We start from the raw sequence: 26,005 nt of genomic DNA, 5'->3' as shown, positions 1-26,005 counted from the left end.
TTTAATTTGTGTAAAATGTGGACTGCCACGGTAAAAATGAATAGTTGTGTGAAGCGTGTCTTTTGGATGATGAGTTTTTTAACGTTAAAGAATAGTGCGGACAAGCAACGGGAATGAAATAAACTATTCCCAGCGTAAATCTAGTTGGGCTTGTTGTGACGGTGATTTCAGACCGACATGGATCCCAACTAATCTGACTGCCTTGCCTTCCCCTCGTTGCCAGGCTTCTGACAGCAGTTGTTCCAGCAGAGGTAAATCAAGTTGATGATGTTGCCTTTCGATGGTGGTCTGGCGAAAATCCTGAAACTTCAGTTTGATGCCAATTTTCTGGATATGATTCTTTGCATCACAACGTAAGACTCTTTTGTGTAGTTTTTCATACAGCCTGTGCAGCCATTGCTGGCCTTGCAGCACTTGCTGCAGATCCTGGCTAAAAGTTTGTTCTACCGCGATTGATTTGCGTTCGCGCTCGGTTTGAACTTCGCGCAAATCATTGCCCTTACTGCGCTCAATCAACACCTCGGCAAAACTGCCAAACTCTTTGATGAGTATGGGTAAACTCACTTGCTGAATATCACGACATAAGTGAAGCCCTAACTTAGCCAGCCTTTCTGCGGTTTTTTGCCCAACACCAGGAATTTTGCGCAGCGGCAGATGTTCAACAAAAGTAGCGACTTTGTCAGGCGGCAGCACAAACAGGCCATCGGGTTTATTTTCATCACTGGCAATTTTGGCCAGAAACTTGTTTGGTGCTACACCGGCTGAGGCAGTTAAACCGGTTTCATAAAAAATAGTACGCCTGATATCTTCAGCAATCAGCGTTGCTGAGCCGGAAAATAATGGGCTGTCAGATACATCCAGATAAGCCTCATCAAGCGACAGCGGCTCCACTTTATCAGTATAACGATGGAAAATTGCCTGCAGCTGCGTGCTGACCGCCTTATATTTTTCCATATTGCCCGGCACAAGCTTAAGTTGTGGGCAAAGTTTGAACGCCTGGCCTGTTGGCATAGCGGACCTGACACCAAAAGCTCGGGCAGGGTAGTTACAGGTGCTGATCACACCACGCTCGGTGCGGCTACCGCCTATTGCCAGCGGAATATCACGCCATGCCGGGTTATCGCGCATTTCAACAGCGGCAAAAAAACAGTCCATGTCGATATGAATGATTTTACGCATTCTGATCCACAACTTTTAAATATCTGTGTTTATATACAGTTATTTTGTGCTGATTTATAAAACTGTCAAGTCAAAAAGATAAGCCGATGAAAGTTAGCCGTTTTCAGCCAGGAGATCTGACCTGATGCTGTAAGGTATTAGTTAATCTAATGCAAATTGGATGGATGGACGGCCACTTTATCAGTGCAAGCCAGCGTAATTCGATGTATGATGGCGCCCAGTTTTTTAGCTCGTTGATCCACAACTTAAAAAGCCTTTGTGCCGCCGCAGGAGTAAGCATGTTAAAGCGTGATATGACCATTGCCGGTTTTGATCCGGAATTAGCCAAAGCCATTTCCGACGAAACGCAACGTCAGGAACAGCATATTGAACTGATCGCCTCTGAAAACTATTGCAGCCCACGGGTGCTGGAAGCGCAGGGTTCGCAACTGACCAACAAATATGCCGAAGGTTACCCGCACAAACGTTATTACGGCGGTTGTGAGTTTGTTGATATTGCCGAAGATTTAGCTATTGCCCGCGCCAAAGAGTTATTTGGTGCTGATTATGCCAACGTGCAGCCGCATTCAGGTTCTCAAGCCAACTCGGCGGTATTCCTTGCTTTATTAAATGCCGGCGACACTATTTTAGGTATGAGCCTGGCCCATGGCGGTCACTTAACACACGGCGCATCGGTCAGTGCTTCAGGTAAATTGTACAAAGCTGTGCAATATGGCCTGCACCCTGAAACTGGTGTGATTGATTATGATCAGGCAGAAGCTTTGGCCCTTGAGCACAAGCCAAAACTTATCATTGCTGGTTTTTCTGCTTATTCAGGCATTGTAGACTGGCAGCGTTTCCGTGATATCGCTGATAAAGTCGGTGCTTATCTGATGGTGGATATGGCGCACGTTGCGGGTTTAGTGGCTGCGGGTTTATATCCAAACCCAATTTCAGTGGCCGACGTTGTTACCACTACCACTCACAAAACGCTGGCAGGCCCGCGCGGTGGTTTAATTCTGGCGCGTAAAAACGAAGAGATTGAGAAAAAACTCAATTCAGCCGTATTCCCAGGTGGTCAGGGCGGCCCGCTGATGCATGTGATCGCCGCCAAAGCTGTGGCTTTTAAAGAAGCACTGCAACCGGAATTTAAACTGTATCAGCAGCAAGTCCTGAAAAACGCCGTGGCTATGTGCGACGAGTTTAAAGCCCGTGGTTACAAAATTGTGTCTGGTGGTACGCAGAACCACCTGTTCCTGCTGGATTTAATTGACAAAAACATCACAGGTAAAGATGCTGACGCGGCCCTGGGCCGTGCTCATATCACTGTGAATAAAAACTCAGTGCCGAATGACCCACGCTCACCCTTTGTGACTTCTGGTTTACGTATCGGTACGCCGGCCATTACCCGTCGTGGTTTTGGTGAAATCGAAAGCCGTTTGGTCGCCAACTACATCTGTGATGTACTGGACAATATGGGTGATGAAGGCGTAGTTGAACGTGTGAAAGGTCAGGTGACTGAACTTTGTGCCCGTTTCCCGGTTTACGGCTGATTTGGCAAGCCGAAGTTAAAAAGTGATAATATGGCCGCAATTGCGGCCATATTTTTAAGGAATGCCCTGTGTTTTGTCCATTCTGCCGTGCAGACGACACCAAAGTGATTGATTCCCGCCTGGTTGCTGATGGCCATCAGGTGAGAAGACGTCGGGAATGTGGCGCCTGTCATGAACGTTTTACCACTTTTGAAACCGCTGAGCTGGTGATGCCCCGCATTATCAAAAGAGATGGCTCACGCGAACCATACAACGAAGATAAATTGCGCAGTGGCCTGCAACGTTCTCTGGAAAAACGCCCGGTACCGACCGAACAGGTTGAGCTTTTGATCAGCAAAATTGAGTCACAACTGCGCGCCACAGGCGAGCGGGAAGTACAGAGTGAACTGATTGGTCAGCTGATCATGGATGGGCTGGTAAAACTGGACAAAGTGGCTTATGTGCGCTTTGCCTCTGTGTATCGCTCCTTTAAGGATATCCGCGAGTTTGGTGAAGAAATTGCCAGACTGGGGGATGATTAACGGATGTTTACTGCAGCTGATGAACAGTTTATGCAAAGGGCGCTTGAGCTTGCAGCGCTTGGTCGTTACACCACATCCCCTAATCCAAATGTAGGGGCAGTGGTGGTGAAAGAAGGGCAGGTGGTTGGCGAAGGTTATCATCGTCAGGCCGGTGGCCCGCATGCCGAAGTATTTGCGCTGCGCGAAGCAGGCGAAAAAGCCAGAGGCGCCACTTGTTATGTCACGCTGGAACCCTGCAGCCATTATGGCCGCACCCCGCCTTGTGCTTTAGCGCTGATAGACGCCGGAGTCAGCCGGGTGGTGGTGGCTATGACTGATCCAAATCCCCAGGTTGCCGGACGTGGTATTGCTCTGTTACAACAGGCAGGCATTGAGGTTCAGACCGGTTTATTCGAAGCTCAAGCCCGTGTGCTCAACCCTGGTTTTTTGCACAAAATGCAATATCAGCGCCCTTATGTGCAGCTCAAACTGGCAGCCAGTATTGATGGCCGCACTGCACTGAAAAATGGTGCCAGCAAATGGCTGACAGGCGCCGGGGCCCGCACCGACGTGCAGCATTTACGGGCACAAAGCTGCGCTATTTTATCAACTGCCGAAACCGTACTTTGTGATGATGCGCTGCTGAATGTGCGTGCCGACACTATCACACCTCTGGAAAGCGGCAGCCTGCGCCAGCCGCTTCGGATTATTCTTGATCAGAAATGCCGTTTAACAGGCCTTGAACCCTTGTTTTTGCAGGGCGGCAACATCATCTTGTTGCATCAGCAGCATCACCACTGGCCAGAGTTACAGTTGCCAGCCGGGGCGAAGGTACAGCGCCATGGCATTATTCTGGGCACTGACGGCCGCCTTGACCTGACAGCAGTGATGGCCTTTATTGCCATTTTGCCGGTCAATCTGTTGTGGGTTGAGGCCGGGGCACAATTAGCCAGCAGTTTGTGGCAACAGCAACTGGTCGATGAGCTGGTGCTTTATCAGGCGCCCCTGTTACTTGGCCCGGATGCGCGGCCTATGTTGCAGTTTGCTGAACTGACAGAAATGTCACAGGCGCCAAGGCTTAATTGGTTTGATATTCAACAGTTTGGCGACGATCTTCGTTTACGCGCCAAAGTGAAAGGACAATAACAATGTTTACCGGAATTATTGAAGCTACCGGCACTTTGCTGCAAATAACGCCCAGGGGCGGGGATGTCTGCGTGAAAATTCAGAGCCAGACGCTGGATTTTTCCGATGTGAAACTGGGCGACAGTATTGCCAGCAATGGTGTTTGCCTGACAGTCACGGCCTTTGGTGCCGATTGGTTCAGTGCTGATGTATCCACTGAAACACTGAAGCGGACTTTGTTTGGCCGCTACAAAACCGGTCAGCGGCTAAATCTGGAAAAAGCACTGTTGCCAACCACCCGTCTCGGTGGTCATCTGGTCAGCGGTCATGTCGACGGTAACAGCAGCGTCAGCCGCATTGAAAAATCTGGTCGTGCCTGGCAAATTTTTATAAAAACGCCGCCAGAGCTTGCCCGTTATATTGCTGAAAAAGGTTCTATCACTGTCGATGGCGTGAGTTTGACGGTCAATGAGCTGTTGGCTGATGAATTTCGTTTAACCATAGTACCGCATACAGCACAACAAACCACTTTAGAACTGCTCGAAGCGGGCAGCAAAGTACATCTGGAAGTAGATTTGCTGGCCCGTTATCTGGAACGATTAATCACCGGCGCTGCAGCACCGGCCAAATCCGGCGTGAGTCTGGAATTGTTACAACAACGCGGCTTCCTCTGAGCCTACAATCTGAGCCAACAACAGGGTGAAAACCCTCTTAGGTGAGTTATGCAATTAAATACGCCTGCTGAAATTATTGAAGATATTCGTAACGGTAAAATGGTCATTCTGATGGATGACGAAGACCGTGAAAACGAAGGTGATTTAGTGATGGCGGCCGATTATGTCACCCCGGACGCTATCAACTTTATGGCCACTTATGGCCGTGGCCTGATTTGTCTGACCTTAACCCGCGACCGTTGTAAGCAGCTGAACCTGAGTCTTATGGTGGACAAAAACAAATCACAGTTTGCCACCGCTTTTACGTTGTCGATTGAAGCAGCGGAAGGCGTGACCACAGGTATTTCGGCGGCTGACCGTGCCCGTACGGTAAAAGCGGCAGTCGCGCGTGACGCCAAAGCCAGCGACATTGTGCAGCCTGGTCATATTTTCCCTTTGATGGCGCAGGATGGCGGTGTACTGGTGCGCGCCGGTCACACTGAAGCAGGCTGCGATTTAGCCAGACTGGCGGGGTTAGAGCCGGCCTCAGTCATTGTCGAAATCCTCAATGACGACGGCACCATGGCACGCCGGCCAGACCTTGAAAAATTTGCCGCCAAACACGGCATTAAAATTGGCACCATCGCCGATTTAATTGAATACCGGAACCTCAACGAAACCACCATTGAAAAAGTTGCCAGCTGTAAATTACCGACAGCCTGTGGTGAATTTGATTTGGTGACCTTTCGTGACACCATCGACAATCAAATCCACTTTGCACTGGTCAAAGGCGAGATCAACCCAGAAAAACCTACCTTAGTTCGGGTGCATTTACACAATACTTTCAGTGACTTATTGCTGGCAGACCGCGCAGCCAACCGCAGTTTTTCACTACACAGTGCAATGAAACGTATTAATGCCGAAGGTGGTGTACTGGTACTTTTGGGCAAACACGAGAGCACCGAAGAGCTGATGGCAACAGTGCAGGCGTTTGAAGCCGAAGACAAAGGTGAAAAACCTGTTAGTGCGCCCTGGAAAGGCACGTCACGTAATGTCGGTGTCGGTTCACAAATTCTGGCTAGTTTGGGCGTGCGGAAAATGCGTTTATTAAGTCAGCCAAAACGTTACCATGCACTGTCTGGTTTTGGCCTGGATGTGGTGGATTACGTTTCGGAATAACAGCGATTTGTGCTGTAGATAAAAAGAAACACTAGTCGGATGAGGCCGTTGTTGTGTTATCATATGCGGCCTTTTTTACCATCCGTATGAAATGATGTTGGCTATCAACGGCCATGCCCTTGTTTTACAGCAAGGTTTAACAATAACGAGGATTACCCATGCAAGTGATTGAAGCTGGTTTAGCTGCCAAAGGTAAAAAGTTTGCCATTGTGGTGGCACGTTTTAATAGCTTTATCGTGGAGAGTCTGCTGGAAGGCGCAGTTGATACCTTAAAACGGGTGGGCGATGTTGCCGATAGCGATATTACCGTGGTGCGGATCCCAGGCGCTTTTGAGCTGCCACTGGCCGTACAAAAAGTTGCGCAAAGCGGCAAATATGATGCCGTAATTGCGTTAGGTGCAGTGATCCGTGGCGGCACGCCGCATTTTGAATATGTCGCCGGTGAATGTGTTAAAGGCATTGCCCAGGTGTCAATGCAACACAACCTGCCGGTTGCTTTTGGTGTACTGACAGTTGAAAGCATTGAGCAGGCGATTGAACGTGCTGGCACCAAAATGGGCAACAAAGGTGGCGAAGCTGCCATGTCTGCCCTCGAAATGGTTAATGTGTTAGCACAAATCTAGGATTTTTTGATGAAACCAAACGCACGTCGCCAGTCCCGTTCGCTGGCAGTCCAGGGGGTTTACAGCTGGCAGGTCAGCAAAAACCCTATTGGCGATATTGAACAGCAATTACTGCTGGAACAGAACACTAAACATCTGGATGTAGGTTATTTTCAGGATATTCTGCGTGGTGTGGCTGTGAACTATGCCGTGCTTGATGAAGCGGTTAAACCTTTTATCGACCGTCCTTTTGAAGAAATTGATCTGGTAGAAAAAGCTATTTTGCGTGTTTCGGCTTATGAACTGAAGTTCCGCCTTGATGTGCCTTACAAGGTTGTCATCAATGAGGCGATTGAGCTCGCCAAAGCCTTCGCCGCCGACGACAGTCACAAGTTCGTCAACGGCATCCTCGATAAAGCAGTGAAACTACTGCGGCCAAATTGATGGAGAGCCGGCGAAAGTCGGCTTTTTTATGGGCGAATTTGAACTCATTTCCGAATGTTTTAGTCAGGCTGGCCGTAGCAGAGCCGACGTTGTCATTGGTGTTGGTGACGACGGCGCTGTAGTGCAAATCCGCGAAGGTTTTGATCTGGTGGTAACCACCGACACTATGGTGCAAGGCGTGCATTTTTTCCCTGACGTAGACCCGCGCGCGCTTGGTCATAAGCTGGTGGCGGTGAATGTCAGCGATTTGGCGGCCATGGGCGCCGAGCCTTGCTGGTTGTCGCTGGCGATTAGTTTGCCGCAAGTCGATAACGTCTGGCTGCAGGCTTTTGCCGAAGGTTTAAGTGAAACCGCCGATTATTACAATTGTCAGCTGATTGGCGGTGATACCACCCGTGGCCCGCTTACCCTGACGGTGATTGCCAAGGGGTTGGTTCCCAAAGGCAAAGCCTTAACACGTGCCGGCGCTAAAGTAGGCGATTACATTTATGTCACCGGCACTCTGGGTGATGCTGCTTTGGGGCTAAAGCTGGTGCAGAATCAGGTGGAAGTCAGCAAAAAACACCGTGCCCATATTCTGCAGCGTTTTCATTATCCAACAGCCAGGGTGGCCTTGGGTCAGGCGCTTCGCACCATTGCCAGTAGTGCTATGGATATTTCTGACGGTTTATGTGGTGATTTGCCGCATATTCTGAAAAGGTCCAAAGTGGGGGCGACAGTGGACGTGAATAAGATCCCAATGTCACAGGCACTGAAAGACAGTTGTGACTGGCAACAAGCGCTTCAGTGTGCCTTATCCGGTGGTGAAGACTACGAACTGTTGTTTACCGTGCCGGAAGACAAAAGAGGATCACTGGAAGTGTTGTTATCGCCTTATGGCGTGCCTGTGACCTGCATTGGCCGTATTACCGGTGTGGCCGGTAAACTGGAACTTCGCCAGGGTGATCAGCCTTTTGCCTATCAGCATCAGGGATACCAGCACTTTTAATGAAAGCACATCCGTTTTTGCTGCATAAATGGCAACATTGGCTGGCACTGGGTTTTGGCAGTGGTCTTGCGCCCAAAGCGCCGGGCACCTTTGGCACTCTGGCTGCCTTGCCGCTGGTGTGGCTGCTGGCGCTGATATCGCCGCTCTGGGCTGGTGTTGCTATTGTTGCCGCTGCGCTGCTCGGTGTGTATCTGTGTGAAGTGGTCAGCCGCGATATTGGCGCTGAAGATCACGGTGCCATTGTGTTTGACGAAATTGTTGGTTTCGCCATCACGCTCTGGGCTGTGCCTTTTAACCTGCAGAATGTGCTGCTGGCTTTTGTGTTATTCCGCCTGTTGGATATCCTCAAACCCTGGCCAATCCGTTGGTTTGACCGCAATTTACACGGCGGTTTAGGTGTGATGATGGATGATATTGTCGCCGGAGTGCTGGCCTGTCTGCTGCTTCATAGTGTATGGTTACCGCTTCAATTGTAAAAACCGGTTAACCTGCTGCAGGTCGTTATGAATTCTGCCTCTTTGTTTTTGTTATTACTGCTTTTTTTCTCCGCAAATCTCAAGGCGCAACAGCCGCAGTCTATCTACGATTACGATATTAAACAGTGGACTGCCGCTGATGGCTTATCCAATAACTCAGTGCGTGCTGTCACTCAGGATCAGCAGGGTTATTTATGGATAGGCACCTTAACCGGCCTGAACCGTTTTGACGGCAATAGTTTTGATGTTTTTACCTCGCAGGCCAACCGCCACCTGGTCAGTAATACCATTACCCGCTTATTAACCGACAGCAACGGTTATATCTGGGTTGGAACCCGCTCAGGATTATCCGGTGTCAACAGCGCCACGCTAAAGTTTGACCGTTATCCGATCCTGGGCGAAGTAACCGCCATTGTAGAAGTTGCCCCGGATGAAATCTGGGTGGCCGCAGACAATCTGTTTCGTGTGAAAGAAGGCAAAATCAGCCGGGTAGAGCAGGTTAAAGAGCAGGTCAATCAGCTGGAAGTGACGCCAACCGATGTCTGGATCAGCAGCAGTAAATTTTTATATAAAATCTCCAGGGCAGGGCAGCTGGATAAACTGACGCTGCCGTCGGACTTAGCCCAACATCCGGTGTATGACCTGTTATGGGAGCATAACAGCCTGCATTTGGCCAGCGAGCAGGGTTATTACCACGTGGCAGCCGATAAGCAGTTTCATCGTTGTCCTTTGCCACAGCGCGATTCCAAAGCGGTGTACAAGTTGTTTCATGATAAACAGCAGGGCGATTGGGTGTCAGGCTACAGCGAGTTGTTTCACCGCCATCAGGGGCAGGACTGGCAGGTGATCAGCCGTGACGAGCTTGGCAGTTCCACTTTGTTTACCGACATTTATCAGGACCGGCAGCAAAACGTCTGGCTTGGCAGTTTTGGCGACGGTATTTACCGTGCATCCAGAGGTAAAATTAACCGTATTGTCGGTAAGAACCAGCCGGATGAAGTGGTGCGCAGTGTGGCTGCAACCGCCGATGGCCGTTTGCTGCTCGCGTTACAACAGGGCCTGGGTTTGCTTGATGCAAGTCAGCAGTTTTCCACCATTGCGCTGAATAACAATATCAGTCTTGGCACAGTGCAGGATATGCAGCAGGACGGCGACAGCTGGCTGCTGGCCAGCGACAGCGGCGTGTACCGGTTGAACGTGCAAAGTGGCGAGCTGAAGCAGCTGGATCCTCAGTTACAAGGGGTGAAGGCAAGGGTAGTCAAACCCAGATTAGCCGGTGGATTCTGGCTTGGCACCAGTGCCGGTATTTATCAGTATCAGGATGGTGAGCTGAAAGTTTTTGCTGCCAATAACGAGCTTGAATCTACCGTTATTACCTATATTGCCGACCAGGGCGATAAACTTTTGATAGGCACCACCAGAGGTGGTTTTCAGTATCAGGGCGGTAAATTGTTGCGCATAGGCCTTGGCAGCCCGCTGTACAACGCTTATGTCAGCAGTTTGTTGTGGCGCAAGGACGGAACCTTGCTCGCCTCGACCATCGACGACGGTTTGTTTATCCGCCAGTTTGACGGAAAATGGTTGCAGTTTGATACCGCCAATGGTCTGCCCTTTGAACCTATTGTCAGTTTGTATGACGATATCCAGTCAGGTTATGTCTGGGCCAGTACCCTCAAAGGTATTTTCCGTTTTCATCCGGCCGATCTGGTACGTAACGATCAGAGCAAATCGTTATTTGAACAGGTGTTAACACCTTACGATCGCCAGCTTGGCACTGCACCTGGCCGTTGTTGTAACGGCACGGGTCATAGCAAAGTGGCGATGCTGGATCAGCAGCTGTATTACCCAACCTTAAAAGGCCTGGTGTCGGTGCCATTGAACTTTAAAGGTGGCCCAAGCAGCACCAGCAGACCAATGCTGCAGCAGGTCGTGTCGCAGCAGCGCAGTTACGAAGTGCAGCCTGCGCAGAGCCGGCAGGTGATGGCCACCGACGAGCGCAATTTAACGTTACGTTACACCGCCGTTGATTTTTTAACACCTACAGCGCTGGAGTTCCGTTATCAGCTCAAAGGTTTTGATGCCGGCTGGCACTATGTCGGCAGCAGACGTGAAGCGATTTATACCAACCTGCCGCCCGGCACTTATCAATTCCAGCTGCAAAGCCGGCAAAGCACCCAAAGCTGGGAGCTGGCGCAAAATACCGAACTTGAGCTGGTGATCCCTAAACGTTTTGACGAAACCATTATTTATCGTGGACTTTGGCTGCTGTTGGCTTTGATCATTCTGTATGGGTTGTTCTGGCTTGGCAGGCGCAATAACCAGCTTAGGGAAGCGTCCTTAACCAAACTGGTTAAGCAACGCACCCAGGAGCTGGAAAACAGCAATACCAAGCTCAACGAGCTCAATGAGCAGTTGTCGCAGTTGACCCATAAAGATCCGTTAACCGGTCTTCGTAACCGCCGTTTTATGTTTGAACAGTTGCCCAAGGACATTGAGCATTATCAGCGCAACCGCGAATCTATGCTGGCGCAAAACAAGTGTATTGCACTTATTCATCTGGATTTGGATAACTTTAAGCATATCAATGACAAATATGGCAACAGTGCCGGCGACAGCGTATTACAGCAAATCAGTGGTTTGCTTATTCGTGAAACCCGGGGATCGGATTATGTGGTGCGTTACGCCGGTGAAGAATTTATGCTGGTGCTCAGAGACGTACCGCAGGATTTAGTCAAAGAGTTTGCACTGCGTTTAAACGAGCTGGTGGCGCTGGAGTCGTTTTTACTGCCGGATGGCAGAGCAGTGCGGCTGAATTGTTCTATAGGTTATGCGCTGTATCCACTTGATTTGTTAGGTGGTCAGCTGATTGGCTGGGAAGTTTCATTACAGCTGGCTGAGCTGGCGCTGTTCCATGTTAAACATGCCGGACGTAATGGCGTTGCCACTATTTTGTTTGATCAGCAAGTGGATGCTTTTGAGTTTGAAGACAGTAACCATATTGAAGCTCAGGTCGAAAAATTCCTGGCCGGCAGTGTGGCTTGGTTTGATTTAACTTTATGTAAAGTAGGTAAAGCCAATCCTTAAATGAGCAAAGCGCCTGCCTGGTGTTGCCGGGCAGTTCTGATAACGCAGCGGATAGGCCTGGGCAAAGCTGCGTTCAGGCGTTCACTACATATTTAGGGTTATTGATAAGCAACCAGAGAAACAAACCACCTCTTCTGAAAGTGGTTTTAACGGAACAATAAAAAAGCCCGGTGTTTAACCGGGCTTTTTACTGATAAATTTTGCCTTGTGTTTTGTTATTACAGCTTTGTTTTACAGCGCTTTTAAGCAGACTGTGGTGTTACAAACTGCTGAATACGCGAAAGAATGCCGGCGCTGTCAAGGCCAAGCTCTGCATACAACTCTTCCTGCGAGCCGTGACGGATAAACTGATCCGGTAACCCCAGATTCAGCAGTGCATAAGGTAAACGCAGTGCAGCCACAGCTTCATTGACTGCAGAGCCGGCACCACCGGCAATGGCGTTGTCTTCCAGCGTCACCAGTGTCTGGTGGTGAGTGGCCAGTTGTTGCAGCAGTGGTAAATCCAAAGGTTTAACAAAACGCATATCCACCAGAGTGGCATCCAAAGTTTCGGCGGCGGCTATGGCCTGATGCAGCAGCGGACCAAAAGCAAGAATGGCGATGTTTTTGCCCTGACGCACAGTGCGGCTCTGGCCGACAGGCAGTAAAGTCATGTTGTTTTGCGCTTCGGTGCCGTTGGCGTAACCGCGCGGATAACGTACTGCAGCCGGGCCTTTGTGCATGTAGCCGGTGTACAGCATCTGACGACATTCATTTTCATCAGAAGGCGCCATAATCAGCATATTCGGAATAGCCCGCATATAACTTAAGTCAAAAGCACCCTGGTGAGTCGCACCGTCGGCACCGACAATACCGGCGCGGTCAATGGCAAAGAGCACATCAAGATTTTGCAGTGCGACATCATGAATAAGCTGATCATAACCGCGCTGTAAAAAGCTGGAATAAATAGCAACCACAGGTTTTAAACCGTCAATCGCCATACCTGCGGCTAAAGTCACTGCATGTTGTTCGGCAATGGCTACGTCAAAATATCTGTCAGGATAAGTTTTTGAAAAACGTACTAAATCTGAACCTTCGCGCATGGCTGGTGTAATAGCCTGCAGCTTGGGATCCAGCGCTGCCATATCACACACCCAGTTGCCAAAAATATTGGAAAAATTCGGTTTGCCGGCTTTTTTTGCCGGGGTGCCCTGGCTATTTGGGTCAAACTTGCTCACGGCGTGATAACCAATAGGGTCTTGCTCGGCCGGCGCATATCCTTTGCCTTTTTTCGTCACTACATGCAAAAGTTGCGGGCCTTTGAGCTGGCGCATATTGCGGATAGTATCGACTAAGGTCACGACATCATGGCCATCAATAGGGCCTATGTAGTTAAAACCTAACTCTTCAAAAAAAGTACCAGGGGTCACCATGCCTTTAAAATGTTCTTCAGCCCGGCTTGCCAGCTCATGCAAAGGAGTGCCGCTTAAAATCTTTTTACCGCCTTCACGCAGGCTGGTATAAAAATTACCCGATAAAATGCGGGCAAAATAACGGTTTAACGCACCGACGTTTTCGGAAATCGACATTTCGTTGTCGTTTAAAATCACCAGCATGTCGGGTTTCACTTCGCCGGCATGATTCAGCGCTTCAAAAGCCATACCGGCCGTAATGGCGCCATCTCCAATCACCGCAACCACTTTGCGGTTTTTCTGCTCGGCTTTGGCGGCAATCGCCATCCCCAAAGCGGCGCTGATTGAGGTGCTGGAGTGACCCACAGTTAAAGTGTCGTATTCACTCTCTTCACGACATGGGAATGGGTGTAAACCGTTTAACTGCCGGATGGTCGGCATACGGTCGCGCCGGCCGGTCAGAATTTTGTGCGGATAAGCCTGATGACCCACATCCCAAATCAGCCGGTCAAAAGGCGTGTTATAGACATAATGCAGGGCAACTGTCAGCTCAATAGTGCCAAGGCCGGAAGCAAAATGGCCACTACTTTGACTGACCGATTTTAATAAATAGTCACGCAGCTCATGGCTGAGTTTGGCAAGCTGCTCTTGTGGCAACTGGCGCAGCTCTGAGGGCAGATTGGCTTTGGCTAACAGTGGGTAATCAAGAATATCGGGCGCCATAAACAAAAACCTTGGTCAAAAGCTGCGTGCAATTACGTAATGGGCAAATGCGCTGAGTTGTTGGGTGTCATAAGGTAACACAGAAAGCGCGTCTTTGGCTTGTGCAAAGAGTTGTTGTGCCTTGGCTTTGGCCACGTCCAGCCCCAGCAAGGCCGGATAGGTGGCTTTGTTGGCCTGCAGATCTGAACCCTGAGGTTTACCAAGGGTCGCAGTGTCACCTTCAATGTCGAGAATATCGTCCTGCACCTGAAATGCCAGGCCCAGAGCTCTGGCATATTTCACCAGTGCGGCCAGTTCAGCTTCATCTCGTTTGGGGCTGCATAACCAGGCCATCTGAACTGCAGATTCAATCAGAGCACCGGTTTTCAGCTGATGCATGGCTTCAAGCGCCTCAACCGTCATTGGCTTGTTGGTGTGGGCGAGGTCTATCGCCTGACCGCCACACATACCGTTATAACCTGAGTGCATGGCCAGTTGCTGTACCAGCTGTAGCCGCTCGCTAAAATCAACCTGCTGATAAGGATGTGCAGCCAATACTTCAAAAGCAATGGCTTGCAACGCATCCCCGGCCAGAATGGCGGTGGCTTCGTTAAAAGCCTTATGGCAGGTTGGGCGGCCGCGACGTAAGTCGTCGTTGTCCATCGCCGGCAAGTCGTCGTGGATCAGCGAATAAGTATGCAGACACTCCAGCGCCATCGCCGGTGCATCCAAATCATCCAGCAAAGCGCCCAGCATCTGGCCGCAACTGTACACCAGGAAAGGCCGTACTCTTTTACCGCCCGACAACAGACTGTATTGCATTGCCTGCAATAACTCAGCGTCAGTATTGATTCTGGATTGCAGCAGCGCTGTCATTTTTTGCTCCACCCTTTGCTGGTAGAGCGGTAACAGGGTTAACGCCACGTTATTCTCCTGCGGCCGGTGTAAAAGCAACCAGCTGTTCGCTGTTATTTTGTTGCAGCAGAATTTGCACTTTTTGTTCCGCAGTTTGCAGCTGTTGTTGGCTGGCACGGGCGAGGGCAACGCCCCGTTCGAATTGTTGCAGCGCATCATCAAGCGACAGATCACCTTGTTCCAGCTGTTGCACAATAGTCTCCAGCTCGGCGATCATCTGCTCAAATTGCTGCGGATTTGCTTGCTTTTTACTCATAATCCGGCCTTTTTAAAAGTGTGCGCAAAGTTACCTCAGAGCTTGGCTATGGTCAATCAGAATGGCGGTGGCGGCAACTAAATTTGGCGCACAACTCAAATATTTTTAAGCATTTACTGCTATTGGTCGATAACTCACTATAAGCTAAGATAAAACTGATATTTGGTTTGTACTTTTCGGGAGATTCGATGTGGATTTAGCAACCGTCATAGGTTTAGTTGCCACTATAGGCATGATGGTCTGGGCTATGTACCTGGCTGCTGCCGGCAATCTGGTGATGTTTTATGATTTTGTCTCCATCGTGATCGTTTTTGGTGGCACCATCACTGTTGTCATCATGAAATTTACCTTTGGTCAGCTCGGCGGCTCATTTAAAGCCGCTGGAAAAGCTTTTATGTTTAAAAGCGAAGCGCCGGAAGAGCTGATTGAAAAAGCTGTGCAGTTGGCGGACTCCGCCCGAAAAGGGGGGTTTTTAGCGTTAGAAGAGGCTGAAATTCCCAACCCTTTTATGCAAAAGGGCATCAATATGCTGGTAGACGGCCACGATGCTGATGTCGTGCGTGGTACTCTGGAAAAAGATATTGATCTCACCTATAACCGCCATGCCCTGTATATCTCTATTTTTAAAAATATGGGGGATCTGGGGCCGGCGATGGGCATGATCGGTACTCTGGTGGGGTTGGTGGCAATGCTGGCCAATATGTCGGACCCTAAAGCTATAGGCCCAGCCATGGCCGTTGCTTTATTAACAACCTTATATGGCGCAATTTTGGCTAACTGTCTCTGTATTCCGCTGGCTGATAAAATGGCCATCCGTAACGAAGAAGAAAAAATTAATAATCAGCTGATTCTGGACGCCATTATGGGCATTCAGGACGGTCAGAACCCGAAAGTGATTGAAGGGGTACTGCGCAATTATTTAATGGCGGCAAAACGCGAAGCCAAAGCTGAAGCAGAGTAGGAGCGGATATGGCTGAATGTCCAAAATGTCCACCGCCGGGATTGCCCGCTTATATGGGTACCTTTGCTGACTTAATGTCTTTGTTAATGTGCTTTTTTGTGTTGTTGCTGTCTTTTTCCGAGATGGACGTACAAAAGTTCAAACAGCTGGCGGGTTCCATGGCTTTTGCTTTTGGTGTGCAAAATAAAATTGAAGTCAAAGACATTCCCAAAGGCACCAGTGTTATTGCGATGGAATTCAGACCAGGCCGGCCTGATCCAACTCCGATAGACACCCTACAACAACAAACCGTGGATATGACCCAACAAACGCTGGAGTTTGAAGCGGGTGAAGAAGACTCTGCCGGTGGCAGGCAGGAGCAAAGAGAAGACAAAACCGGTGGTTTAAGCGACAGTCCGGATGAACAAAGCCAGGCGCAACCGGAAACCGAAACTGCGATGATGCAGGAACAGGTGAACGAAATGGTGAAAAAAATTGCTGAGCAGATGGAGCAGCAAATTCAGGACGGCGCTGTAGAGCTGGAGTCCCTCGGTCAGCAAATTATTATCCGTATTCGTGAAAACGGCTCATTCCCGTCCGGCTCCACTTTTTTGCAGCCGCGCTTTAAACCCATAGTTCAGCAAATTGGCGTGATTTTAAAAGATATTCCGGGCGAGATTACTGTTTCAGGTCATACCGACAATGATCAGGTGTCGGACGAGTTAAACAGCAATAACTGGGAATTGTCGGCAAAACGCGCAGTATCGGTCGCCACTGAGTTGCTAGCGGGCACTGGCCTCGAAAAAGACCGTATTGTGGTGGTGGGCCATGCCGATACCAGGCCGCTGGTACCGAACGACACCGAAGCCAACCGCAAGCGTAACCGCAGGGTAGAAATTTCCATTATGCAGGGTAAAGCCAAAGAGTCGGCGCCTATTCAGCTGCAACCCCAGACACCACCAGTCAGCCAACCGGTTCAGTCACAACCAAACTGATCCGGCAGATCTCACACCTATGTGGTGATGCTTGTCTAAGGTGCAGCCAAAGCGCAGCACCTTAGACAAATCTCTGCCGTTTTTAAGCAATGGCGTTATAATGCGCGCCAGTTTTTTGCCGGCAGCCCAGTTATGATTGAATTTATTGTTAAGTTACACCCCGAAATCTCCATTAAAAGTAAGTCGGTGCGTAAGCGCCAGACCATGCTGCTGGAACAAAATCTGAAAACCATTCTGCTGCAACTGGACCCGTCCATTGTGGTGCGTAATCTGTATGACCATTTAACAGTGATGTCGCCACAGGGCGATGAAGCATTGGCGCAAAAAATGGCCGAGCAGCTGCAATGTATTCCAGGCATTGTGCAGTTTGCCCGGATGCAATCATCGGAATTTAGCTCATTACACGATATTTTTGAGCAGGTGCTGGCGGTGTACCGTGACCAGCTGCATGGCAAAACCTTTTGTGTGCGGGTGCGCCGGCAGGGCAATCATGACTTTTCTTCCATTGAAGCCGAACGTTATATCGGCGGTGGGCTTAATCAGCATATTCCAACAGCGCAGGTGAAGTTAAAGCAGCCGGACGTGACAGTGCTGGTGGAAATACGCAAAGAAAAACTCATTATTGTGCGCCGGGCTTATCAGGGCATGGGCGGTTTCCCGCTGCCATCGCAGGGCGATGTGTTGTCGCTGATTTCCGGTGGTTTTGATTCGGCAGTGGCCAGTTATCTGATGATCCGTAAAGGCCTTCGCACCCATTATTTGTTTTTTAACTTAGGCGGCGCCGCCCACGAAACCGGGGTGCGGCAAATGGCTTTTTATCTGTGGCAAAAATACAGCCTGTCGCACAAGGTGAAGTTTGTTTCTGTTGATTTTGCCCCTGTGGTCACTGAAATTCTGGAAAAAATCGACAACGGTCTGATGGGCGTTGTGCTTAAACGCATGATGATGCGCGCTGCCACCACAGTAGCGGACAGTCTGAATATTAAAGCTGTAGTGACAGGTGAAAGTATTGGCCAGGTGGCAAGCCAAACCATTGTTAATTTAAACGTCATTGACCGGGTTACCGAGATGCTGATCTTGCGCCCGCTGGTGTATCAGGACAAACAGGAGATTATTGATATTGCCCGTGCTATTGGTGTGGAAGACCTTGCCAAGACCATGCCGGAATATTGTGGTGTGATTTCCAAAAGTCCGACCATTAATGCGGTGCTGGCCGATGTAAACGCGGCAGAAGCGCGGTTTGATTTTAGTATTCTGGAAAAAGTCAGTGAGGACGCCAAAGTGCTGGATATCCGCACTGTGGAATATCAGGCCGGCCAGCAGGTTGCCACCATCGACACTGAAGCTGTGTTACCTGAAGGCGCTGTGGTGCTTGATGTGCGTGCACCGGATGAAGCCGAGCGAAACCCGCTGCAACTGGACAGTCATCAGGTGATAGAGCTGCCGTTTTATAAAATTGCCTCGGGTTTTGCTGAGCTTGCTAAAGACAAACAATATTATCTGTATTGTGACCGTGGTGTGATGAGCCGTTTGCAGGCACTGCTGCTCAAAGAGCAGGGGTACCAGAACGTGGCAGTGTACAAAAAAGACAAATAGCAGTCTTTGTTGATAACAGCCTATAACTGCCAGGGCGCGAGCTTAGCCTCCAGCGCCTGATACAGCGCCTGATGGGTCGGTATGCTGAGCTGATGCGCCGCCGCTTGTTGTAATAAATAGCCGGTAATAGCGCCAAGTTCAGTGCGCCGGCCAGCGGTCACATCCTGTAGCATGGAAGAAAAATTCTGCGCTGTATTGCTCTGTACTTGCTGCACCAGCTGATAAAGCGTGTCTTCGCTAAACTGCTGACCACAGGCTGCTGCCACCTGTACAAACTCAGCCAATAAAGCCTTGATCTGCGCCTGATACTGCGCCTGGTTTAATTCACCGTTCTGGCATTGATGTAACGCAGTGAGCGGATTAATCACACTATTGACCGCGAGCTTCTGCCATAAATAGGGCTGAATGTCGTCCACCAGCGTCAGCGGCGACAATGCCTGGGTAAGCTCAGCGGCGATGGGCGTCTCAGAGCAACGGGCGGCGTCATTACAGGGCGCCAATACAGTGCTGCCCAGGCCACTGTGGATTACATGCAGGGCATGAGGTTTATAAGCGCCATGGCTGGTGCTGGCGAACCACAAGCCCTGACCGGGCTTGAGTAAAGCAGCAACAGGCTCCAGCGTGCCCATGCCATTGTGACAGAGCACCAGCTGCGCCTTGTCAGCTAAATGCGGCAATAAAGTTTGTACCACATGCACCACATCATAAGCTTTCACCGGCACCAGCACTTTGCTAAAGGGGCCTTGTACGGCATTTTGCAGCTGCATGGCAAAGTCGCGGCCACCGGCGCTAAATCGATAACTCAGTGGCTGTGGTGTTTTTTGCCATAACCACAGGCTCTGGTTACTGAGTAACCATCTGCTGGCCGCCAATAAACCAATAGCGCCTTTACCCACCACCAGCCAGGGCGCCGACATCAGCGGGTCCCTTCTGCTGGCAACTGTTGAAAACGGCGCCAGAAAGGCAGTTGCCACAGCAGCAGCGCTAAAGCCAAACCACAAAGGTCGGCCAGAAAATCCCACCAATCGCCAAACCTTGTGGTGAAAAAGTGCTGTGCCAGTTCAATAGCGCCGCCATAAATGCCAAGTAACACCAAACCCGGTAGTACAAGGCGATAAAAACTAAGTTGCCAAAGTAACATCAACAGCAGGAATATCAGACCATGCATCAGTTTGTCATTGGGCATCCAGCTTGAGGGCAGGCCGCTGACGTCTTTTAAAAATCCGTAACTGCACACAACCAGTGCAAGCAAAAACAACAGACGAAAAAACCAGGGACGGCCAGGCAACATAAAAAATCCCGTAGAAGAAAAACGCCAAGGCTCGGATTATACGACCATTTTCGCTATAATCCAGCGCACCATTACCAGAGCCCATTGCAACAGGCGATGAGCACTCGCCAGGGCGTGCATCTGATGGTGCCGCTTTTGGGCCTGATCTGATTGAATTTTAAGGAGAGCCTCAATGCCTTCATTTGATATTGTTTCTAAAGTTGATTTGCAGGAAGTATTAAACGCGGTCGATAACGCCAACCGCGAGCTGGACACCCGTTTTGATTTTCGTGGTATTAACGCCAAATTTGAATTAAAAGACAAACAAGTCAGCATGAGCGCCGAAGCTGAGTTTCAGCTGCAGCAGATGAAAGAAATTTTTCTGGCCAAGGCAGTCAAACGTAATCTTGATGTGCGCTCTTTTAAAGAAGAGGATGTGGTGCATTCCGGCAAAACCTACAGCCAGTTATTGTCGTTAAAACAAGGCATTGATCAGGATATGGCGCGTAAAATTGTCAAACTGATCAAAGAAAGCAAATCCAAGGTACAAGCCGCTATTCAGGGGGATGAAGTGCGGGTGTCTGGTAAAAAACGTGATGATTTGCAGGAAGCCATAGCGCTTATTCGTCAGGCGGAATTAGGCCAGCCATTCCAGTATCAGAACTTCCGCGATTAAAAAATGTTCTTCACTGCAGATGGCGGCAGTTTGCTTTAGAAATAGCCATCTGGATTTCTATTGACAAACGAGCAGCGGCCGCTACACTGTGGCCGCGTTTTTCAGGTGCTGTTGAAGCTTGGCTTGCAACAGTGAAACGGGAATCTGGTGAAACACCAGAGCTGCCCCCGCAACGGTAACATCATCAGCAATTTTGCTGTTTGTCTTTCACTGCCACTGTCTTCGGATGGGAAGGTATAAGACGAACTGGGTGAGTGTTGGCATCAGCCACACCAGCCCGGATGCTGCAGCCCGGAGACCGGCCTGAAAATTCATTCACCCAACAACACGCGGTGGGCGTGTCATCTGGAGTTTTCATGTTGAAGTTATCTGTACTGACCCTGGCTGTGGTCAGCTCTTTTGCCGTTGCTGCAGAAGCTAATCCTGTTCAAAACAAGCCTGCTCAAAACGAGCCGGTTCAAACCCAAACAGTTCAAGCCAAATCCGTTCAAAGCAAAACCGTTCAAACCAAGGCTGCAGAGGCTGAGCTTGAACATATCAGCATTTATGCCAATCGCCATGCCAAAGCTGTGGCTGAAACCTTAAGCAGCGTCACTGTGATCAACAGGGATGAAATTATCCGCCGTCAGGTACGTGATTTACCGGCTTTATTGCAGCAAGTGGCCGGTGTCAGCGTGGCGCGTGACGGTGGCCGTGGCCAAAACAGCAGTGTGTTTATCCGTGGTGGCAGTAGTGGTCACACTCTGGTGCTGCTGGACGGCGTGCGTATTGGCTCTGCCACTTTGGGTTACCAGTCGCTGGCCATGGTGCCTGTGGCACTCATTGAAAAAATCGAAATTATCCGTGGCCCTAAAGCCGCCTGGTATGGCTCTGATGCTTTAGGTGGTGTCATTGCCATTACCAGCCGTCGGGGCGACAAAACCGAATTTAACGCTACTTTAGGCAGCAATAAGCTGGCGGAAGTGGGTTTGTCCGGCAGTCAGAAAAACGGTGACCTGACGTTGTTTGGCAGTCTTGGCACTGCGATGGGCGATGGTTTTTCCGCCAAAATAGGCGGAGATCCGGATGATGATGGTTTTGAACAAAGTTACCTTAATGCCGGAGCTGAACTGCAAAGCCGTCTGGGCTTGTGGCGCTGGCAGTCGCAGCTCAACGACGGTTATTACGAGTTCGACAGTGACTACGGTGGTGATAAAGCCGACACGCAGCAAGACTCGCATCAACTCGACTGGAGTTTGCAGCAGGGCGCGTTGTCACATCAATTAAAACTGGCGCATAGTGTCGACAGCGATGTGAGTTATGGCCCGCAAAGCCCGGAATCTTTGTTTAAAACCAAAAGAGATGAAGCGGCTTATCAGCTCAGTTACGCTTTATTCACGGACTGGACTTTCTTAACAGGTGCCAGCTGGTATCAGGAACAGGTGCTGAAAAACGCGCCGAATTATTCGTCCGATAGCCGTAATAACCAGAGTGTGTTTGCCGGTTTTGCCTTTGATAACAATCAATATTTGTTTGATGGTGCAGTGCGTCACGACAACTTTACCAGCTACGGCAATAAAAACACCTATCAGTTCAGCGCTGGTTATCATCTGAGCAACGATTTAATCGCCCGTTTTAGTCAGGGCACGGCATTTAAAGTGCCGACCTTTAACGACTTATACTGGCCAAAATACGGTAATCCGCTGTTAAAACCGGAAGAGTCGTTATCCCGTGAGTTGGGGCTGAATTATCAGCTCCGGGCACTTCAGTTGGATTTGGTGCTGTTTGACCGCGACTTAACCAATCTGATTCAGCGGGGTCAGCAAAATACCAATGTGCTGCTGGCCAGTATTCAGGGCGCGGAACTCAGTGCCGCTTTTGCAATCGACGATGTTGATCAGCGGTTAAGTTACGGATATCTGGACGGAAAAGATGAAAAAACCGGCCTGAAGCTGGTAAAACGTCCGGCGCACAAAGTCAGCTGGCTTGGCAGCAAAACTTACCAGGACTGGACTTTTAGCACCGAAGCTTTATATCAGAGCCGCTCATTCTCCGGCAAAGACTGGCAGGGCAAGCTGCAACCTGAGCTTGGCAGTTACCTGATTTGGAGTGCCGGTGTGGCTTATCAGTGGCAGCCTGGCATTACCCTTCGCGCCAAAGTTGACAACCTGTTTGATAAAACTTACCAGACGAATCTGGGTTATCGTCAGGCCGGGCTGGAGTTTGTGTTAGGGGTTCAAGTGCTGGCGTTTTAACGTTTTCTTCTGTTAAACACCACTTTATCTGCGCATAAAGCCGGCACCACAAGGTGCCGGCTTTTTTGTCTGCAGCAACAACACAGCTTTCGCGGGTTCTGATCGCTGCTTAGGTTTTTAACAACGTAGTATATTGCTGGCGGAATTTCGCCAGTTTAGGCAATACCAAAAACTGGCAATAGGGTTGCTGTGGATTGGCCAGCGCATAACCCTGATGGTAAGTTTCTGCCGGATAAAAAGTTGCAAGCTTCTCCAGTGTCGTGACTATAGGTTGTTGATAAACACCTTGTTGTTCAAGCCTGTTAATGGCTGCTTTGGCCATTTCAAGCTGAATGTCATCGGCATAAAAAATCGCCGAGCGGTACTGAGTGCCAACATCATTGCCCTGACGATTCAGGCTGGTGGGGTCGTGCAGGAAAAAAAACACCTCGAATATTGTCTGCAGCGAAATCACATCAGCATCAAATTCCAGCTGTACCACTTCAGCATGACCGGTGTCGCCGCTGCAAATATCCCGATAACTGGGGCTGACGCTATGGCCGCCCATATAACCACTGGTGGCTTGCTGCACGCCTTTAAGCATGTTAAAAGCCGCTTCAACACACCAGAAACAACCGGCGGCGAGGGTGATGGTTTGTGTTGTCATGTTTTTTCCTGCGCTGAAAGATTTGATCTGCAGTTTTTATTTTGCCGTAGTCTAATCAGATTATCTGCTATCACCAACAGCCGTGTTTGCCCTGGCCAGTGCTTTGGCAAGTCAGATGTAGTGCAAGCCGATGCCGATACAATCAAAGACACAGGAGTGATACGCAGTCACTTTAAATACAGTTCAGAACAGAACCACAGGCATAAGCCTTAAATTGCCAACCAGGAGCAAGGCGTGAAAATTGCGATTATCGGAGCCGGTGTCAGCGCGGCAGCCGCTTGTAAAGCGCTGACAGCACAAGGTGCTTCAGTCACAGTGTTTGAAAAAGCGCGGGGTCCGGGCGGGCGCATCAGCAGCAAAAGGGCTTTGGCCGGCAGTTTTGACTTTGGCGCTCAGTATTTTACCGCCCGCAGCGAGGCATTTTTGGCACAGGTGCAACAATGGCAGGCGCAAGGTTTAGTGCAGCGCTGGGATTTTGTGCCTTATCAATACCAGCAGGGCCGGTTAAGCCCTTCACCCGATGATGAAATCCGTTATATCGGCACTTCCACCATGCATCAGATGTTGTCGGGGGAGTTTGAAGGCGCCACACTTTACACCGGCTGCAAAATAAACGAGTTGAGTTATATCTGCAGCAATGTCAGTAGCCAAAGTTCAGGTCAGTGGCAGCTGTGCTCTGAACAAGGTGAATGTTTTGGTGGTTTTGATGCGCTGTTGCTGACCTGTCCGCCGGAGCAAGCCTTCCAGCTGCTGGAAGGGGCACCTTTGTCACTGCAAATTCCGAAGCGTGCTTTGTTGCCCTGCTGGGCGGTATTACTTGAGTTGGCCAATCCCACCCATCAGCAGGCACAAGGTATTTTTGTGCAGGATGGCAATACGCGCTGGATTGCCCAACAATCAGCTAAACCAGGGCGGCAAAGTGCCAGATTACAGCAGGAGACAGTACAGGCGCCTGCGCCTGAGCAGTGGCTGGTGCATTTATCCGAAGATTGCAGTGCCCGGGAGCTTGAGACCATGCCGGAGCAAATCAGTGCGCTGGCCGCTGCTGAACTAAGCCGGGTGCTGGGGACACAAGTGCAGGTAGCGGCTGCGCTTTGTCATCGCTGGTTGTATGCCAGTTACAACAGCGATATTCCACCCTGCGGTGTGTTATTTGACAAAAAAATGCAGTTGGCGCTTTGTGGTGACTGGACCCTGGGCGGTCGGGTGGAAAACGCCTGGTTATCCGGTGTAGAGGCTGCATCCAAACTGCTTGGCAGGGCGCACAACACCTGAACCAACAGGTTCAACACAGAGAATAGAAGTTAACACAACACCGCCTACAGCAGCCCCTTAGCAAGAAAATCAGCAGGCAGGAATAACAACAGATGCAACAAAGACGTTTATTAGTGCTTGGTGCCAATAGCAGCATAGGGCAGGGCTTGCTGAGTTATGCAAAGCAGCAGGGCGCTTTAGTTGCCGGCGTCAGCCGCTCGCCAGCTCCCGAAGCTGTGATGGTGGATGACTGGTTAGTGCTCGAGCTTCAGCAGGGCGAGGCTGCAGTCAGGTTAAATACTGTTTTTGCCGATTTTTGCCGGCAGTTTCAGCCCACAGACATTTTTATTTGCCATGGTGTTTTACAGCAAGGCAGGTTAAAAGCGGAAAAAACCATCCGCCAGCTCGATGAACAAGACGCCATGCACAGCTGGTGGGTGAATTATCTGCTGCCGGCTTTGCACCTGCAGGCCTTGTTTGGTTATTTGCAGCAGCATCCCTGCAGGGTGTTGGTGCTCAGTGCCAAAGTTGGCAGTATCAGCGATAACAGCTTAGGCGGTTGGTACAGCTATCGCAGTGCCAAGGCGGCGCTGAATATGCTCATTAAAACCCTGTCGATTGAACTTGTCAGGCTTAAAGTGCCAGCTCTTGTGGCCGCGCTGCATCCTGGCACCACAGAGTCTTTGTTGTCAGCGCCTTTTTTACGCAATATTCCTCCATCCCAGCTGCAAAGTCCGGCGCAAACTGCAGCACGTTTATGGCAGGTAGCAACAGAGCTAACACCACAGCAGCATGGCAAGTTGCTGCACTGGGATGGTTCAATCTTGCCTTTTTAGCCGGACAGGCAGTGCTGAATGAACCGCAGTATTTACGCTGTGGCTGCAGGTCGAACTAAAGCTTGCTGCAAAGCGGTGGAGTCTCTATGCTGGTTTTTTCGCATAAAAGCAGGAGCAAAAAACATGGGGATCCTCAGTGGTTTATTAGGCAATGCAGCCGAAATTGATGTGGCCGATGTGGAACAGGAGTTAACCAGTATTCTCGCTGACGGCGAAAAACTGGAGCAGGTTTTTAAAATCATCCGCGACCTGATAGTTTTTACCAACAAGCGACTGATTTTTATTGATAAACAAGGGCTGACCGGCTCAAAAAAAGAATATATGTCGGTGCCTTACCGCTCAGTGGTGCGTTTTGCCGCTGAAACCAAAGGCCATTTTGATCTGGAGTCGGATTTAAAAATCTGGTTAAGCAGCACAGAGCAGCCGATCAGCAAAACTTTTAATAAAGACGGCAATATTATGGCGGTGCAAAAAGCGCTGGCCAGTTACGTTTGCCGCTAAATCTGTGCTTTGCCGGCTTGCCAATTTGTTG

General features: G+C 49.9%; 25 protein-coding genes and 1 riboswitch. Of the genes, 18 read left to right on the top strand and 7 right to left on the bottom strand.

What is annotated here, in order from left to right:
* Window positions 1-123 precede the first annotated feature (123 nt).
* Entirely contained in the window at window positions 124-1,179 is a 1,056-nt protein-coding gene (gene dinB / locus N3Z11_RS05905) for a DNA polymerase IV (protein WP_260656231.1), read from the bottom strand.
* Window positions 1,180-1,457: 278 nt separating this feature from the next.
* Between dinB and glyA the strand changes: the two genes are divergently transcribed.
* The 10 genes from glyA (at window position 1,458) to N3Z11_RS05855 (ending at window position 11,762) form a co-directional block, all read left to right on the top strand.
* On the top strand, window positions 1,458-2,711 hold the full coding sequence (glyA, locus tag N3Z11_RS05900; protein ID WP_260656402.1) for a serine hydroxymethyltransferase: 1,254 nt from the start codon (window positions 1,458-1,460) through the stop codon (window positions 2,709-2,711).
* A gap of 68 nt (window positions 2,712-2,779) precedes the next feature.
* Window positions 2,780-3,232, top strand: coding sequence for a transcriptional regulator NrdR (nrdR, locus tag N3Z11_RS05895; RefSeq protein WP_260656230.1), 453 nt, complete (start codon window positions 2,780-2,782; stop codon window positions 3,230-3,232).
* A gap of 3 nt (window positions 3,233-3,235) precedes the next feature.
* Window positions 3,236-4,357 (top strand): bifunctional diaminohydroxyphosphoribosylaminopyrimidine deaminase/5-amino-6-(5-phosphoribosylamino)uracil reductase RibD, encoded by a 1,122-nt coding sequence (gene ribD / locus N3Z11_RS05890; protein WP_260656229.1) that lies wholly within the window; start codon window positions 3,236-3,238, stop codon window positions 4,355-4,357.
* 2 nt (window positions 4,358-4,359) lie between these two features.
* Window positions 4,360-5,010 (top strand): riboflavin synthase, encoded by a 651-nt coding sequence (locus tag N3Z11_RS05885; protein WP_260656228.1) that lies wholly within the window; start codon window positions 4,360-4,362, stop codon window positions 5,008-5,010.
* A gap of 48 nt (window positions 5,011-5,058) precedes the next feature.
* Window positions 5,059-6,168, top strand: a complete 1,110-nt coding sequence (gene ribBA / locus N3Z11_RS05880; protein WP_260656227.1) for a bifunctional 3,4-dihydroxy-2-butanone-4-phosphate synthase/GTP cyclohydrolase II — start codon at window positions 5,059-5,061, stop codon at window positions 6,166-6,168.
* A gap of 158 nt (window positions 6,169-6,326) precedes the next feature.
* Window positions 6,327-6,791 (top strand): 6,7-dimethyl-8-ribityllumazine synthase, encoded by a 465-nt coding sequence (gene ribE / locus N3Z11_RS05875; RefSeq protein ID WP_260656226.1) that lies wholly within the window; start codon window positions 6,327-6,329, stop codon window positions 6,789-6,791.
* A gap of 9 nt (window positions 6,792-6,800) precedes the next feature.
* On the top strand, window positions 6,801-7,214 hold the full coding sequence (nusB, locus tag N3Z11_RS05870; protein WP_260656225.1) for a transcription antitermination factor NusB: 414 nt from the start codon (window positions 6,801-6,803) through the stop codon (window positions 7,212-7,214).
* 28 nt (window positions 7,215-7,242) lie between these two features.
* A complete protein-coding gene (gene thiL / locus N3Z11_RS05865) occupies window positions 7,243-8,202 on the top strand; it encodes a thiamine-phosphate kinase (protein ID WP_260656224.1) in 960 nt (319 codons plus the stop codon).
* Window positions 8,202-8,678, top strand: a complete 477-nt coding sequence (locus N3Z11_RS05860; protein ID WP_260656223.1) for a phosphatidylglycerophosphatase A — start codon at window positions 8,202-8,204, stop codon at window positions 8,676-8,678. The genes thiL and N3Z11_RS05860 overlap by 1 nt, the downstream gene beginning before the upstream one ends.
* A 27-nt stretch (window positions 8,679-8,705) precedes the next feature.
* On the top strand, window positions 8,706-11,762 hold the full coding sequence (locus tag N3Z11_RS05855) for a ligand-binding sensor domain-containing diguanylate cyclase (RefSeq protein ID WP_260656222.1): 3,057 nt from the start codon (window positions 8,706-8,708) through the stop codon (window positions 11,760-11,762).
* A gap of 242 nt (window positions 11,763-12,004) precedes the next feature.
* Here the strand turns inward: N3Z11_RS05855 and dxs are convergent, their stop codons facing one another.
* From dxs to xseB, 3 genes are read right to left on the bottom strand one after another with little or no spacing between them, the layout of a single operon-like run.
* Complete coding sequence (dxs, locus tag N3Z11_RS05850; RefSeq protein WP_260656221.1) at window positions 12,005-13,876, bottom strand: 1-deoxy-D-xylulose-5-phosphate synthase; 1,872 nt, start codon at window positions 13,874-13,876, stop codon at window positions 12,005-12,007.
* A gap of 15 nt (window positions 13,877-13,891) precedes the next feature.
* Window positions 13,892-14,779 (bottom strand): (2E,6E)-farnesyl diphosphate synthase, encoded by an 888-nt coding sequence (gene ispA, locus N3Z11_RS05845; RefSeq protein ID WP_260656220.1) that lies wholly within the window; start codon window positions 14,777-14,779, stop codon window positions 13,892-13,894.
* 1 nt (window position 14,780) lies between these two features.
* Window positions 14,781-15,026, bottom strand: a complete 246-nt coding sequence (gene xseB / locus N3Z11_RS05840) for an exodeoxyribonuclease VII small subunit (protein WP_260656219.1) — start codon at window positions 15,024-15,026, stop codon at window positions 14,781-14,783.
* A 190-nt stretch (window positions 15,027-15,216) separates the two neighbouring features.
* On the opposite strand from xseB, the gene pomA reads away from it, so the two are divergent.
* The 3 genes from pomA (at window position 15,217) to thiI (ending at window position 18,557) form a co-directional block, all read left to right on the top strand.
* A complete protein-coding gene (gene pomA, locus N3Z11_RS05835; RefSeq protein ID WP_260656218.1) occupies window positions 15,217-15,987 on the top strand; it encodes a flagellar motor protein PomA in 771 nt (256 codons plus the stop codon).
* An 8-nt stretch (window positions 15,988-15,995) separates the two neighbouring features.
* Window positions 15,996-16,961, top strand: coding sequence for a flagellar motor protein MotB (locus N3Z11_RS05830; protein ID WP_260656217.1), 966 nt, complete (start codon window positions 15,996-15,998; stop codon window positions 16,959-16,961).
* Window positions 16,962-17,093: 132 nt separating this feature from the next.
* Window positions 17,094-18,557 carry a tRNA uracil 4-sulfurtransferase ThiI gene (thiI, locus tag N3Z11_RS05825; protein WP_260656216.1) on the top strand — a complete coding sequence of 488 codons (1,464 nt, stop codon included), beginning with the start codon at window positions 17,094-17,096 and terminating at the stop codon, window positions 18,555-18,557.
* 20 nt (window positions 18,558-18,577) lie between these two features.
* On the opposite strand, the gene N3Z11_RS05820 is transcribed toward thiI, so the two are convergent.
* Window positions 18,578-19,474 (bottom strand): ketopantoate reductase family protein, encoded by an 897-nt coding sequence (locus N3Z11_RS05820; RefSeq protein ID WP_260656215.1) that lies wholly within the window; start codon window positions 19,472-19,474, stop codon window positions 18,578-18,580.
* Complete coding sequence (locus N3Z11_RS05815) at window positions 19,474-19,848, bottom strand: VanZ family protein (protein WP_260656214.1); 375 nt, start codon at window positions 19,846-19,848, stop codon at window positions 19,474-19,476. The genes N3Z11_RS05820 and N3Z11_RS05815 overlap by 1 nt, the downstream gene beginning before the upstream one ends.
* A 172-nt stretch (window positions 19,849-20,020) precedes the next feature.
* Here N3Z11_RS05815 and N3Z11_RS05810 point away from each other — a divergent pair, with 172 nt between their 5' ends.
* Together N3Z11_RS05810 and N3Z11_RS05805 are read left to right on the top strand one after the other, a co-directional pair.
* The gene (locus N3Z11_RS05810) at window positions 20,021-20,503 is read left to right on the top strand and encodes a YajQ family cyclic di-GMP-binding protein (RefSeq protein WP_260656213.1); all 483 of its coding nucleotides are present in this window, start codon (window positions 20,021-20,023) and stop codon (window positions 20,501-20,503) included.
* An 86-nt stretch (window positions 20,504-20,589) separates the two neighbouring features.
* Window positions 20,590-20,825, top strand: a riboswitch (cobalamin riboswitch).
* A 34-nt stretch (window positions 20,826-20,859) separates the two neighbouring features.
* Window positions 20,860-22,737 (top strand): TonB-dependent receptor domain-containing protein, encoded by a 1,878-nt coding sequence (locus N3Z11_RS05805; protein ID WP_260656212.1) that lies wholly within the window; start codon window positions 20,860-20,862, stop codon window positions 22,735-22,737.
* Between the two features lie 109 nt (window positions 22,738-22,846).
* Here the strand turns inward: N3Z11_RS05805 and msrA are convergent, their stop codons facing one another.
* Complete coding sequence (gene msrA / locus N3Z11_RS05800; protein WP_260656211.1) at window positions 22,847-23,383, bottom strand: peptide-methionine (S)-S-oxide reductase MsrA; 537 nt, start codon at window positions 23,381-23,383, stop codon at window positions 22,847-22,849.
* Between the two features lie 234 nt (window positions 23,384-23,617).
* Between msrA and N3Z11_RS05795 the strand changes: the two genes are divergently transcribed.
* From N3Z11_RS05795 to N3Z11_RS05785, 3 genes are all read left to right on the top strand, one after another.
* The gene (locus N3Z11_RS05795) at window positions 23,618-24,658 is read left to right on the top strand and encodes an NAD(P)/FAD-dependent oxidoreductase (RefSeq protein ID WP_260656210.1); all 1,041 of its coding nucleotides are present in this window, start codon (window positions 23,618-23,620) and stop codon (window positions 24,656-24,658) included.
* A 92-nt stretch (window positions 24,659-24,750) separates the two neighbouring features.
* On the top strand, window positions 24,751-25,473 hold the full coding sequence (locus tag N3Z11_RS05790) for an SDR family NAD(P)-dependent oxidoreductase (protein ID WP_260656209.1): 723 nt from the start codon (window positions 24,751-24,753) through the stop codon (window positions 25,471-25,473).
* Window positions 25,474-25,596: 123 nt separating this feature from the next.
* The gene (locus N3Z11_RS05785) at window positions 25,597-25,974 is read left to right on the top strand and encodes a PH domain-containing protein (protein WP_260656208.1); all 378 of its coding nucleotides are present in this window, start codon (window positions 25,597-25,599) and stop codon (window positions 25,972-25,974) included.
* Window positions 25,975-26,005 lie beyond the last annotated feature (31 nt).

It is taken from the genome of Rheinheimera sp. 4Y26, from assembly GCF_025245835.1.
In the GTDB taxonomy this organism is placed as follows: domain Bacteria; phylum Pseudomonadota; class Gammaproteobacteria; order Enterobacterales; family Alteromonadaceae; genus Pararheinheimera.
Note: the sequence above shows the minus strand (reverse complement) of the source record. Positions and strands in the feature narration are given on the sequence as shown.

What these genes read in the sequence shown, in the direction of transcription:
- N3Z11_RS05830 (WP_260656217.1), top strand. Translation starts at nt 15,996, where the DNA reads ATGGCTGAATGTCCAAAATGTCCACCGCCGGGATTGCCCGCTTATATG.
- ribE (WP_260656226.1), top strand. Translation starts at nt 6,327, where the DNA reads ATGCAAGTGATTGAAGCTGGTTTAGCTGCCAAAGGTAAAAAGTTTGCC.
- N3Z11_RS05815 (WP_260656214.1), bottom strand. Translation starts at nt 19,848, where the DNA reads ATGTTGCCTGGCCGTCCCTGGTTTTTTCGTCTGTTGTTTTTGCTTGCA.
- thiI (WP_260656216.1), top strand. Translation starts at nt 17,094, where the DNA reads ATGATTGAATTTATTGTTAAGTTACACCCCGAAATCTCCATTAAAAGT.
- xseB (WP_260656219.1), bottom strand. Translation starts at nt 15,026, where the DNA reads ATGAGTAAAAAGCAAGCAAATCCGCAGCAATTTGAGCAGATGATCGCC.
- dinB (WP_260656231.1), bottom strand. Translation starts at nt 1,179, where the DNA reads ATGCGTAAAATCATTCATATCGACATGGACTGTTTTTTTGCCGCTGTT.
- N3Z11_RS05810 (WP_260656213.1), top strand. Translation starts at nt 20,021, where the DNA reads ATGCCTTCATTTGATATTGTTTCTAAAGTTGATTTGCAGGAAGTATTA.
- N3Z11_RS05855 (WP_260656222.1), top strand. Translation starts at nt 8,706, where the DNA reads ATGAATTCTGCCTCTTTGTTTTTGTTATTACTGCTTTTTTTCTCCGCA.
- N3Z11_RS05805 (WP_260656212.1), top strand. Translation starts at nt 20,860, where the DNA reads ATGTTGAAGTTATCTGTACTGACCCTGGCTGTGGTCAGCTCTTTTGCC.
- N3Z11_RS05790 (WP_260656209.1), top strand. Translation starts at nt 24,751, where the DNA reads ATGCAACAAAGACGTTTATTAGTGCTTGGTGCCAATAGCAGCATAGGG.
- N3Z11_RS05885 (WP_260656228.1), top strand. Translation starts at nt 4,360, where the DNA reads ATGTTTACCGGAATTATTGAAGCTACCGGCACTTTGCTGCAAATAACG.
- glyA (WP_260656402.1), top strand. Translation starts at nt 1,458, where the DNA reads ATGTTAAAGCGTGATATGACCATTGCCGGTTTTGATCCGGAATTAGCC.
- ribD (WP_260656229.1), top strand. Translation starts at nt 3,236, where the DNA reads ATGTTTACTGCAGCTGATGAACAGTTTATGCAAAGGGCGCTTGAGCTT.
- thiL (WP_260656224.1), top strand. Translation starts at nt 7,243, where the DNA reads ATGGGCGAATTTGAACTCATTTCCGAATGTTTTAGTCAGGCTGGCCGT.
- msrA (WP_260656211.1), bottom strand. Translation starts at nt 23,383, where the DNA reads ATGACAACACAAACCATCACCCTCGCCGCCGGTTGTTTCTGGTGTGTT.
- ribBA (WP_260656227.1), top strand. Translation starts at nt 5,059, where the DNA reads ATGCAATTAAATACGCCTGCTGAAATTATTGAAGATATTCGTAACGGT.
- N3Z11_RS05860 (WP_260656223.1), top strand. Translation starts at nt 8,202, where the DNA reads ATGAAAGCACATCCGTTTTTGCTGCATAAATGGCAACATTGGCTGGCA.
- N3Z11_RS05785 (WP_260656208.1), top strand. Translation starts at nt 25,597, where the DNA reads ATGGGGATCCTCAGTGGTTTATTAGGCAATGCAGCCGAAATTGATGTG.
- nusB (WP_260656225.1), top strand. Translation starts at nt 6,801, where the DNA reads ATGAAACCAAACGCACGTCGCCAGTCCCGTTCGCTGGCAGTCCAGGGG.
- N3Z11_RS05820 (WP_260656215.1), bottom strand. Translation starts at nt 19,474, where the DNA reads ATGTCGGCGCCCTGGCTGGTGGTGGGTAAAGGCGCTATTGGTTTATTG.
- dxs (WP_260656221.1), bottom strand. Translation starts at nt 13,876, where the DNA reads ATGGCGCCCGATATTCTTGATTACCCACTGTTAGCCAAAGCCAATCTG.